The 8776-nt window shown below is 72.7% G+C and carries 7 protein-coding genes; 6 read left to right on the top strand and 1 reads right to left on the bottom strand.

What is annotated here, in order from left to right:
• Window positions 1–1630, bottom strand: a 1630-nt coding sequence (locus tag ACW0Q9_RS26405; RefSeq protein ID WP_456185798.1) for an FAD-binding dehydrogenase, incomplete at its 3' end; no start/stop codon positions are given.
• A gap of 94 nt (window positions 1631–1724) precedes the next feature.
• On the opposite strand from ACW0Q9_RS26405, the gene ACW0Q9_RS26400 reads away from it, so the two are divergent.
• From ACW0Q9_RS26400 to ACW0Q9_RS26375, 6 genes are all read left to right on the top strand, one after another.
• Window positions 1725–2915 carry a PucR family transcriptional regulator gene (locus tag ACW0Q9_RS26400; protein ID WP_456185796.1) on the top strand — a complete coding sequence of 397 codons (1191 nt, stop codon included), beginning with the start codon at window positions 1725–1727 and terminating at the stop codon, window positions 2913–2915.
• A 217-nt stretch (window positions 2916–3132) separates the two neighbouring features.
• On the top strand, window positions 3133–3513 hold the full coding sequence (locus tag ACW0Q9_RS26395; protein WP_456185794.1) for a YccF domain-containing protein: 381 nt from the start codon (window positions 3133–3135) through the stop codon (window positions 3511–3513).
• 524 nt (window positions 3514–4037) lie between these two features.
• A complete protein-coding gene (locus ACW0Q9_RS26390; RefSeq protein ID WP_456185800.1) occupies window positions 4038–4769 on the top strand; it encodes an FkbM family methyltransferase in 732 nt (243 codons plus the stop codon).
• A 272-nt stretch (window positions 4770–5041) separates the two neighbouring features.
• Window positions 5042–6043: a LacI family DNA-binding transcriptional regulator gene (locus tag ACW0Q9_RS26385; protein ID WP_456185792.1), complete on the top strand. Its 1002-nt coding sequence runs from the start codon at window positions 5042–5044 to the stop codon at window positions 6041–6043.
• A 122-nt stretch (window positions 6044–6165) separates the two neighbouring features.
• The gene (locus ACW0Q9_RS26380; protein ID WP_456185790.1) at window positions 6166–7842 is read left to right on the top strand and encodes an ABC transporter substrate-binding protein; all 1677 of its coding nucleotides are present in this window, start codon (window positions 6166–6168) and stop codon (window positions 7840–7842) included.
• 83 nt (window positions 7843–7925) lie between these two features.
• On the top strand, window positions 7926–8776 hold an 851-nt coding region (locus ACW0Q9_RS26375; RefSeq protein WP_456185788.1), incomplete at its 3' end, for an ABC transporter ATP-binding protein.

Here is an 8776-nt window from a genome sequence, read left to right as displayed (position 1 = left end):
CGGCGGTGCGGCCGGAGAAGAGGCAGCCGCCCAGGAAGGTGCCCTCCAGGGCGTTGTAGCCGTGCATGCCGCCGCCGCCGAAACCGGCGACCTCACCGGCGGCGTACAGCCCGGCGAGGGGTTCGCCGTCGGGGCGCAGCACCCGGCCGGACAGGTCGGTGTGCAGGCCGCCGAGCGTCTTGCGGGTCAGCACGTGCAGCTGCACGGCGATCAGCGGGCCGGCGGCCGGGTCGAGCAGCCGGTGCGGGGTGGCGACCCGGATCAGCCGGTCACCCCGGTAGCGGCGGGCGCCGCGGATGGCGTGCAGCTGGGCGTCCTTGCCGAACGGGTGGGCGATCTCCCGGTCCCGGGCCTCGACGAGCCGGCGCACCGCCACGGCGTCGAGCTGCGGCCCGCCGCACTCGGCGGCCAGCTTGTTCATCCCGTCGACCAGTGCCGGCAGGTCGTCGGCGACGACGAAGTCCGCGCCGTGCCGCTTGAACGCCTCCACCGGCCCGGGCGCGCCGGGGCGGACCCGCTGGAGCACCTGCCGCACGCTGCGGTTGGTGAGGTCGGGATTCTGCTCCGAGCCCGACAGCGCGAACTCCTTCTCCAGGATCTTCTGGGTGAGCACGAACCAGCTGTAGTCGTGGCCGGTGGCCCGCAGGTGGCGCAGCGTGCCGAGGGTGTCGAAGCCGGGGAACAGCGGCGCCGGCAGCCGCTCGCCGGTCGCGTCGAGCCAGAGCGAGGACGGCCCGGGCAGGATGCGGATGCCGTGCCCCGGCCAGACCGGGTCCCAGTTGCGGAGGCCCTCGGTGTAGTGCCACATCCGGTCCGGGTTGATCACCTGACCACCCGCCGCCTCGGTGACGGCCAGCATCCGGCCGTCGACGTACGCCGGCACCCCGGTCACCATCCGGGCCGGTGGGGTGCCGAGCCGTGCCGGCCACGCCCGCCGGACCAGGTCGTGGTCGCCGCCGATCCCGCCCGAGGTCACGATCACCGCCTGCGCCCCGTACGCGAAGTCGCCCACGACCGTCCGGGAGGTGGGTCGGCCGCGCGGGGCGTCGTCGGGGGCCAGGATCGCGCCGCGCACGCCGGTGACCGCGCCACCGCTGGTGACGAGTTCGTCGACCCGGTGCCGGAACAGCAGCCGGATCCGGCCCTGCTCGGCCGCGGCGCGGACCCGCCGGGCGAACGGCTCGACCACGCCCGGGCCGGTGCCCCAGGTGACGTGGAACCGGGGCACCGAGTTGCCGTGCCCGTGCGCCGCTCCCCCGCCCCGCTCGGCCCAGCTCACCACCGGGAAGACCCGGTGGCCCATGCTCCGCAGCCAGGCCCGCTTCTCCCCGGCCGCGAAGTGCACGTACGCCTCGGCCCACCGGCGCGGCCAGTGGTCCTCCGGACGGTCGAAGGCGGCGCTGCCGGTCCAGTCCTGCCAGGCCAGCTCGACGGAGTCCCGGATGCCCATCCGGCGCTGCTCGGGCGAGTCGACCAGGAACAACCCGCCGAACGACCACCAGGCCTGCCCACCGAGGTTCTGCTCCGGCTCCTGGTCCAGCAGCAGCACCCGCCGGCCGGCGTCGGCGGCCTCGGCGGCGGCGACCAGCCCGGCCAGCCCGGCCCCCACCACGATCACATCGCTATCCACGGCACCGACCGTACGTAGCCTGGTGCCAAAATCCTTGGTCGGGACGCGCATGATCCGCCACCGGATTTATCACCTCGATGACAAGGAGCCGATGATGGCCGACACGCTGCTCGACATCGAGCCCGGCCTGGCCCACCTCGCGCCGGCGGTGGGCGAGCAGCTGCGCGGCCTCCGCGCCCCGCTGCACGGGCGGATCCTGGAGACCGTCCGGGCCGCCATGCGGACGCAGGGCCGCTCGCTCACCGGCGGGCAGGGGCGCGGGCTGGCCCTCGGCGTGCGAACCGCCGTGGACGCCTTCGTCGACGCGGCCGCCGAGCCGGCCCGCGACCTGACCGCCACCCGGGCCGTCTTCCACGCGCTCGGCCGCACCGAATACCGGGAGGGGCACCGGGTCGACGCGCTGCGCGCCGTACTCACCCTGGGTGGCCGGGAGATGTGGGCCTTCCTGGTGGCGCACACGACGTCCGCCGGCCCCGCCCCGGCGGACCTGTACGTGGTCGCCGGCGCGCTCTTCGGCTACGTCGACGCCCTGGCCGGCGCCGCCGCCGAGGGGTACCTGGACGAGCAGCGCGACGCCGCGCGGGACTGGGCCACCACTCGGCGGCGGCTGATCACGCTGCTCGTCCAGCCGGAGTCGCCGGGCGAGGCCGCGCTGCGCGCCGCCGCCGACGCGGCCCGCTGGCCACTGCCCCGGACGGTCGCCGTGCTCAGCGTCGACGGCGACGACGCCGAACACCTGGGCAGCACCATCGGCGGCGGCGCGATCGCCACGGTCATCGACGACGCGGTCCGGATCGTGCTGCCCGACCCGGGCACGCCAGGGCGGCTCGACCGGGCCCGCCAGGCCCTGACCGGCCGACGGGCGGCGCTCGGGCCGAGCGTGGCGCTGGGCCGGGCCCGGCTGTCGTACCGGATCTCCGGACGCGCCCTCGCGTTGCGCCGCGACGGCGTGCTGCCGGCCGACCCGGTGGCCGGGGACGACCAGCTCCTCACCCTGCTGCTGCGCTGGGAGCCGGGGCTGGCCGACCACCTCGCCGACACCTGCCTCGCGCCGCTGGCCGGCCTGCGGCCCGCCGCCCGCCGGGCCCTGGCCGAGACCCTGCACGGGTGGCTGCGCCGACAGGGGCAGGTGGTCGCCGTCGCAGAGGACCTGCACACCCACCCACAGACCGTGCGCTACCGGATGCGCCGGCTGCGCGAGCTGTTCGGCACGGCCCTCGACGACCCGGACCGGCGCCTGGTGCTCCACCTCGCGCTGCGCCACCGCCTCAGCGCCGGCCAATAGGTCCCCGGTCCTCCCCGCTCGCCCCGTCGATCATGGGGTTAGCGGACTGGAAGACGCTTTCCGTCGCGGAAAACTCCATGATCGACGGTCCGCTGGGGGTACGGCGCCTCGGCGCGGCAGCGGATCTTGGAGAGTTTCCGTTCGGTGCGAACGACAACTCGCCAAGATCTCGGGATGAGGCTGGGAGCGCGTTGCGGGCGGCCGCCACGATGAGAGTGTGCTTCGGTTTCTGCTGAACCTGTTGTGGCTCGTCTTCGGCGGCGGATTCGTCCTGGCCCTCGGCTACGGCGTGGCCGCCCTCATCTGCTTCGCCCTGGTGATCACCATCCCGTTCGGGCTGGCCTCGCTCCGCCTCGCCTCGTACGCGCTGTGGCCGTTCGGCCGCACCCTCGCGCCGAAACCCGGCGCCGGCGTGCCGTCCGGCCTGGCCAACGTGCTCTGGGTGCTGCTGGCCGGCTGGTGGCTGGCTCTCTCCCACATCCTCGCGGGCGTCGCGCTCTGCGTGACGGTCATCGGCATCCCGTTCGGGGTGGCCAACTTCAAGCTCGTCCCCGCGGCGCTCTGGCCCCTCGGCCAGGAGGTCGTCGAGACACCGTGAATCCGGGGGCAACCCGGGCGCTCGCTCGGGTTGGGCCGCGTGAATCTGCCGCTGGCGCCGCTGCTGCGGATGGCCGGGGTGCCGAAGTCGGAGCGCCGCTCCGGGCGGATCGCTCCGGTGGGCCGCTCCCGCCCTCCTCCCCTGTAGGGCCGCCGGCCGGGGACGGGACGCAACGTGCCGCCACGCACCGCTGTCGGCAGTCCCCGAGATGCTGGCGGACGCCCCGCTCGGCCGGCCGCCTCCCGCTCCGGGACGGTCGTGAGTGGAACGCCATGTAGGTCTCAGGAGCGATGAGACCGACATGGCGTTCCACCGACGCTCGGGACGGCCCATGCCTGTGCAGCCGAGCTGCCGGTTCTTCTGGCAGGGACCCCGCCCACTCCCTCTAAAGCTTCCTAGGAGGCTGGGCTGAGGCGGGGGCACGGGCTCGCCCGAAAGAGGCTCACGAAAAGGCCGGCGCGGCTAGCGTCGGAATGGTGGGCGGTCATATCGGGGTGATCGAGGCGCTCAAGGCGGATCCCACCATGTCGGGCTTGCGCCGCTCGCTGGAGGCGTACTACGGCGACCCGGCCCGCGAGGCGGCGATGGACGCCTTCTACGCGCCCCTGGTCCGCCCCGGCGACCTGGTCTTCGACGTGGGCGCGCACGTGGGCGACCGGCTCGGCAGCTTCCGCCGGCTCGGCGCCCGGGTGGTGGCCGTCGAGCCGCAGCCGCTCTGCACCCGGGCCCTGCGCGCCCTGTACGCGGGCGACGACCGGGTGACCGTGGTGGAGGCGGCGTGCGGGGCGCGGACCGGGCCGGTGCGGCTGCACGTGAACTCGGCCAACCCGACGATCTCCACCGCGTCGGCGGGGTTCCTGCGGGCCGCCCACGGGGCCGGCGGCTGGTCACACGAGATCTGGGACGCCGAGATCGAGGTGGCCGGCACGACGCTGGACAGCCTGGTCGCCGCGCACGGGGCACCGGCCTTCGTGAAGATCGACGTGGAGGGGTTCGAGGACGCCGTGCTGGCCGGCCTGAGCCGCCCGCTGCCGGCGCTGTCGTTCGAGTTCACCACCATCGCGCGCGACCTGGCCGCGCTCTGCCTCGACCGGCTCACCGGACTGGGCTTCACCGGGTTCACCGTGGCGCTCGGCGACGAGATGGCGTTCGCCCTGCCCGGCTGGCGGCCGGCGGGCGAGGTGGCGGCATACCTGCGGGAGCTGCCGTACGAGGTGAACTCCGGCGACGTCTACGCCCGCACCGGGCCGGCCTGACTCCGCCCGGCGGAGGCCGGTCGGCGGCGGGGCGGCGGTCAGGTTAGGCCCGCCGCGCTCCGCGGTCGACCCGTTTCGGCGCATCGACACCCTCCCACACCGACGAACCGCCGGGCTGTCCAGAGGCACTTTTTTCAGGTTTCGAACTTAGCCATGTTTCGTTACCCGCCCGTTATTGACGTGACTGCCGCCACTTCGGTTGACTGCGACGGAACCGCTTCCGCAACCGGTTCCGAAACATCCCCCTCACCCCTGCGACCCGGGAGCGTCACGTGCCGATCACCATCGCCGACGTCGCCACCCGGGCGGGCGTGAGCAAGACGACGGTCTCCCGGGTGCTCAACGGCAAGGGCGAGGTGCACGTCCGCACCGCCGACCGGGTCCGCGCGGTCATCAACGCCCTCGGGTACGTGCCGAGCGCCCGCGCCGTGGGCCTGGCCCGCGGGCGCACCCGGGTGGTCGGCATGCTGGTGCCCGCCCTGACCTGGCCCTGGATGGGCGAGGTGCTCCAGGGCGCGGCCGACGTGGTCGAGGCCGAGGGCTACGGCATGCTGCTGTTCACCTGCACCCACGGCGACGAGTCGATGCGGCGGTTCGCCTCCCAGGTCTCCGCGAAGTCCTTCGACGGCCTGCTCGTGGTCGAGCCGGAGGGCACCCTCGACTACATCACCGAACTGCACGAGCGCGGCCTGCCGGTCATCCTCATCGACGACCGCGGGCACCAGCCCGGCTTCCCGTCGGTCCGGACCACCAACGAGTCCGGCGCACGGGCCGCCGCGGCGCACCTGCTGGCGCACGGGCGTAAGCGACCGCTGGTCGTCACCGGCCTGCGCCGCTTCGGGTGCACCCGGGAACGGCTCGCCGGCTTCGCGGACGGCTACGCCGACGCCGGCCTGCCCATCGACCCCGCCCTCGTCGTGGAGGGCGACTTCACCTTCGAGTGTGGACGGACCGCGGTGGAGCGCCTGCTCGCCGACGGCGTGCCGTTCGACGCCGTCTTCGCGCACAACGACCTCTCCGCGGCCGGTGCGCTCCAGGCGCTACGGGATGCCGGCCGGCGGGTCCCGGACGACGTGGCGGTGGTCGGCTTCGACGACCTGCCCCTGGCCGGGCACACCCATCCACCGCTCAGTTCGGTCCGCCAGCCGTTGCGGGAGATGGGGGCCGCCGCCGCCCGCACCCTCATCGCCCACCTCGCCGGCAGGCCGCTGCCGGACACCCCGACCGTCATTCCCACCAGCTTCACCGTCCGCGCCTCGACCGGCAGCACCTGACCTCGCCACCGCTGTATCCACCACCCACACCGGCGGGCACCGCGCCCACCGGTGGTACCACCGCACACCCTCCATCCACCACATCCCGCTCGAGGATTGCGGGACCACCGAGGGAGACCTCCATGAGAAGAAGGCAACTCCTCGCCGTCGCGCTGGCCGGCGCGATGGCCACCGGCGTCGCCGCGTGCGGCGACAGCCCGAACGCCAACAAGAAGAACGGCCAGGCGGCCACGGTGCTGAACGTCGGCATGCCGAACGGGCCGCAGGCGGAGAACAACAACCCGTTCCTGACCACCTCGGCCGCGGCCTCCCTGGGCTACCGGTGGCAGATCTTCGAGCCGCTGATGATGTGGAACCCGGTCAAGCCGGCCGACCCGTTCAAGCCGTGGCTGGCGACCAAGGCCGAGTGGTCGCCGGACTACACCTCGGTGAAGGTCACCATCCGCGACAACGCCACCTGGTCGGACGGGCAGAAGGTCACCGCCGAGGACGTCGCCTTCACCTACAACCTGGTCAAGAAGTTCCCGGCGCTCAACGACCAGGGCGTGCCCTACACGGACGCGACCGCCAGCGGCAACGAGGTCACCATCAAGATGGCCAGTCCGCAGTTCGTGAACCAGCAGAAGGTGCTGTGGCGGGTGCCGATCGTGCCCAAGCACATCTGGGAGAAGATCAGCGACCCGACGACCGACGCCGTCAAGCAGCCGGTCGGCAGCGGCCCGTACACCCTGAAGTCGTTCACCCCGGCCAGCATGACCCTGACCGTGCGCGACAAGGGCTACTGGCAGGACCTGCCGAAGGTGAAGGAACTGCGCTACACCTCCTACACGGACAACAGCGCGCAGACCACCGCCCTGGCCAACGGCGAGTCGGAGTGGAGCTTCGTCTTCATTCCCAACTACCAGACGGTGTTCGTCGCCAAGGACCAGGAGCACCACAAGGTGTGGGCGCCCCCGATCCTGGGCATCCACGGCCTCTACCTCAACACCACGAAGAAGCCGTTCGACGACCCGGCGCTGCGCCGTGCCATGAACATGGTCATCGACCGCGAGGACATCTTCACCACGGCGGAGGCCGCGTACTTCCACCCGCTGGTGAAGAGCGTGACCGGCCTGCCCAGCCCGGCCGGTGACGCGTTCATCGCGCCGGAGTTCAAGGGCCAGGAGCACAAGGTCGACGTCGAGGGCGCCAAGGCGCTGCTCACCGGCGCCGGTTACAAGCTCGAGGGCAACACCCTCAAGGACAAGACCGGCAAGGCCGTCACGATCAAGCTGACCGACCCGGCCGGCTGGTCCGACTACCAGACCAGCCTCGAGATCGTGAAGGGCAACCTGGCGAAGATCGGCATCGCCGCGACGATCGACAAGGCCAACCAGGACGCCTGGTTCCGCAACGTCGAGCAGGGCAACTTCGAGGCCACCTTCCGGTGGACCGAGGGCGGCGCCACCCCGTACGACATCTACCGGACGGTCATGGACGGCCGGCAGCTCAAGCCGATCGGCACCGCCTCCCCGGCGGGCAACTTCGGCCGCTTCAACAGCAAGGAGGCGACCGACGCCCTGGTCGCCTACGCGAGCGCCACCGACGAGGCGGCCCGCACCACCGCCATGAACACGCTCCAGAAGATCTTCGTCGACCAGATGCCGATGATCCCGGTCGGCGCCGACAACATCGGCGGCGCGTACAGCACGAAGAACTGGACCGGCTGGCCGGACGACTCGAACCCGTACGGCGCGATGCAGCCCACCCAGCCCAACGCGCTGGACGTGGTCCTGCACCTGAAGCCCGCCAACGGCTGACACCCCGGTGCCGCCTCCCCGGCCCAGGCCGGGGAGGCGGCACCCACGTCCATGACACGGCAAATCCCAGACAGGAACTCGGCATGACGTTGAGCGAGAGCGCGGCGGCGCCGGCCGACGAGGTGGTGCTGGAGGCCGTCGGCCTCACCAAGCACTTCCCCGTCCGCAGACGGCTGCGTGACCTCTTCTCCCGGACGCCGGCAGTCGTGCACGCCGTCGACGACGTGTCGTTCGCGCTGCGGCGTGGACGGGTGACCGCGCTGGTCGGGGAGTCCGGCTCCGGCAAGTCCACGGTGGCCCGGCTGCTGGCCCAGATCTACCCCCGCACCGCCGGCGACCTTCGCCTGCACGGCACGTCGACCAGGGTGCGCGGCGGTCGTCCGTTCCGGTCGTACGTGCGGCGGGTCCAGCTCATCCTGCAGGACCCCTTCGCGTCGTTGAACCCGGTGCACACCGTCCGCTACCACCTCACCCGATCGCTGCGGATCCACGGCAACGCCGGGCGCAGCGCCGAGGACCTGGAGGCGGCCCTCGGCAAGCTGCTCGCCCGGGTCAGCCTCACCCCGCCCGAGCGCTACCTGGACGCCTTCCCGCACGAGCTCTCCGGCGGCCAGCGGCAGCGCGTCGCCATCGCCCGGGCGCTCGGCGCCGACCCGGAGGTGCTCCTCGCCGACGAGCCGGTCTCCATGCTCGACGTGTCGATCCGCCTCGGCGTGCTCAACCTGCTGCAGGACCTCAAGCAGCGGCTCAACATCGCGATCCTCTACATCACCCACGACATCGCCTCGGCCCGCTACTTCGCCGACGAGACGATCGTGATGTACGCCGGCCGGATGGTCGAGGGCGGCGACAGCGAGACCGTCACCCAGAACCCGGCCCACCCGTACACCCGGCTGCTCACCGATTCGGCGCCGGACCCCGAGCGGATCACCGG

The organism is Micromonospora sp. I033 (assembly GCF_053890995.1).
The sequence above is the reverse complement of the archived record's forward strand: the minus strand, read 5'-3'. Positions and strand labels throughout refer to the sequence as shown.

Excerpts from the sequence above, each read along its gene's own strand:
- ACW0Q9_RS26400 (WP_456185796.1), top strand. The coding sequence starts at position 1,725 with ATGGCCGACACGCTGCTCGACATCGAGCCCGGCCTGGCCCACCTCGCG.
- ACW0Q9_RS26390 (WP_456185800.1), top strand. The coding sequence starts at position 4,038 with ATGTCGGGCTTGCGCCGCTCGCTGGAGGCGTACTACGGCGACCCGGCC.
- ACW0Q9_RS26380 (WP_456185790.1), top strand. The coding sequence starts at position 6,166 with ATGAGAAGAAGGCAACTCCTCGCCGTCGCGCTGGCCGGCGCGATGGCC.